The organism is Streptomyces sp. JW3, assembly GCF_052216785.1.
GTDB lineage: Bacteria > Actinomycetota > Actinomycetes > Streptomycetales > Streptomycetaceae > Streptomyces.
In genome coordinates this window covers 1-1,741 of sequence record NZ_JBQOUX010000233.1, presented here as the reverse complement: position 1 = coordinate 1,741, position 1,741 = coordinate 1, and the positions used below count along the sequence as shown (strand labels likewise).

Annotated in this window: 2 protein-coding genes; both read right to left on the bottom strand. The window is 66.7% G+C overall.

All coding sequences use genetic code 11. The features are described from left to right. Positions 1-1,313: maltose alpha-D-glucosyltransferase (gene treS, locus ACTT8P_RS38230; RefSeq protein ID WP_442836391.1), on the bottom strand; the 1,313-nt coding region annotated here is incomplete at its 3' end. Continuing rightward, positions 1,310-1,741, bottom strand: a 432-nt coding sequence (locus ACTT8P_RS38225; RefSeq protein WP_442836390.1) for a DUF3459 domain-containing protein, incomplete at its 5' end; no start/stop codon positions are given. The genes treS and ACTT8P_RS38225, both read right to left, overlap by 4 nt.

The following is a 1,741-nucleotide window of genomic DNA, read 5'->3' as shown; positions in this document are numbered from 1 at the left end:
GTCGGCAGGAAGAGCCGGCCCGGGTCGGACGACGAGAACCCGGCGTTGCGGTCCGGCGTCCACTGCATCGGTGTGCGGACGGCGTCCCGGTCGCCGAGCCAGATGTTGTCGCCCATGCCGATCTCGTCGCCGTAGTACAGGATCGGCGAGCCGGGGAGGGAGAGCAGCAGGGCGGTGAACAGCTCGATCTGGTTGCGGTCGTTGTCGAGCAGCGGCGCGAGCCGTCGCCGGATGCCGATGTTGGCGCGCATGCGGGGGTCTTTGGCGTACTCCGCCCACATGTAGTCGCGTTCCTCGTCGGTGACCATCTCCAGGGTCAGCTCGTCGTGGTTGCGCAGGAAGATGCCCCACTGGCAGCGGGCGGGAATGGCCGGGGTCTTGGCCAGGATCTCCGAGACCGGGTACCGCGACTCCCTGCGCACCGCCATGAAGATGCGCGGCATGACCGGGAAGTGGAACGCCATGTGGCACTCGTCGCCGCCGGAGGCGTAGTCCCCGAAGTAGTCGACGACGTCCTCGGGCCACTGGTTGGCCTCGGCGAGTACCACGGTGTCCGGGTACTGGTCGTCGATCTCCTTGCGCACCCGTTTGAGGAAGGCGTGCGTTGCCGGAAGGTTCTCGCAGTTGGTGCCCTCCTCCTGGTAGAGGTACGGCACCGCGTCCAGCCGGAACCCGTCGATGCCGAGGTCCAGCCAGAACTTCAGGGCGGAGATCATCTCCTCCTGGACGGCCGGGTTCTCGTAGTTCAGGTCCGGCTGGTGGGAGAAGAACCGGTGCCAGTAGTACTGCTTGCGCACCGGGTCGTAGGTCCAGTTGGACGCCTCGGTGTCGACGAAGATGATCCGCGCGTCCTGGAACTGCTTGTCGTCGTCGGCCCAGACGTAGTAGTCCCCGTAGGGGCCGTCGGGGTCCTTGCGGGACTCCTGGAACCACGGGTGCTGGTCGCTGGTGTGGTTCATGACGAAGTCGATGATCACCCGCATGCCGCGCTGGTGGGCGGCGTCGACAAACTCCACGAAGTCGGCCAGGTCGCCGAACTCGGGCAGTACGGCGGTGTAGTCGGAGACGTCGTAACCGCCGTCCCTGAGCGGTGACTTGAAGAACGGCGGGAGCCACAGGCAGTCCACGCCGAGCCACTGGAGGTAGTCGAGTTTGGCGGTCAGGCCCTTGAGGTCGCCGACGCCGTCGCCGTTGCTGTCCTGGAAGGAGCGGACCAGGACCTCGTAGAAGACGGCTCGTTTGAACCAGTCCGGGTCCCGGTCCTTCGCCGGGGTGTCCTCGAAGGTGTCCAGTACGGGCTCATTGACGATCATGTTGTGGGTGACCCTCCGATCTGCGGGGTGGACGGTCGCAGAACCGCGAAGACGTGCGCGGGCCGACGGCCCGGTTCGAGGCGCACGTAGTTGGCCCTGCCCCAGTGATAGGTCTCGCCGGTGAGCTCGTCACGCACCGGCACCGACTCGTGCCGGTCCAGGCCGAGTCGCGGCATGTCCAACGAGACCGTGGCCTCCTGGGTGTGGTGGGGGTCGAGGTTGACGACCACCAGAACCGTGTTCGAGCCCTGCCGCTTCGAGTAGGCGATCACCTCCTCCTTGTCGGTGTGGTGGAAGTGCAGGTCGCGCAGTTGGCGCAGGGCGGGATGGGCGCGCCGGATGCTGTTGAGGCGGGTGATGAGCGGGGCGAGGGTGCGGCCCTCGCGGGCGGCGGCGTCCCAGTCGCGTGGTTTGAGCTGGTACTTCTC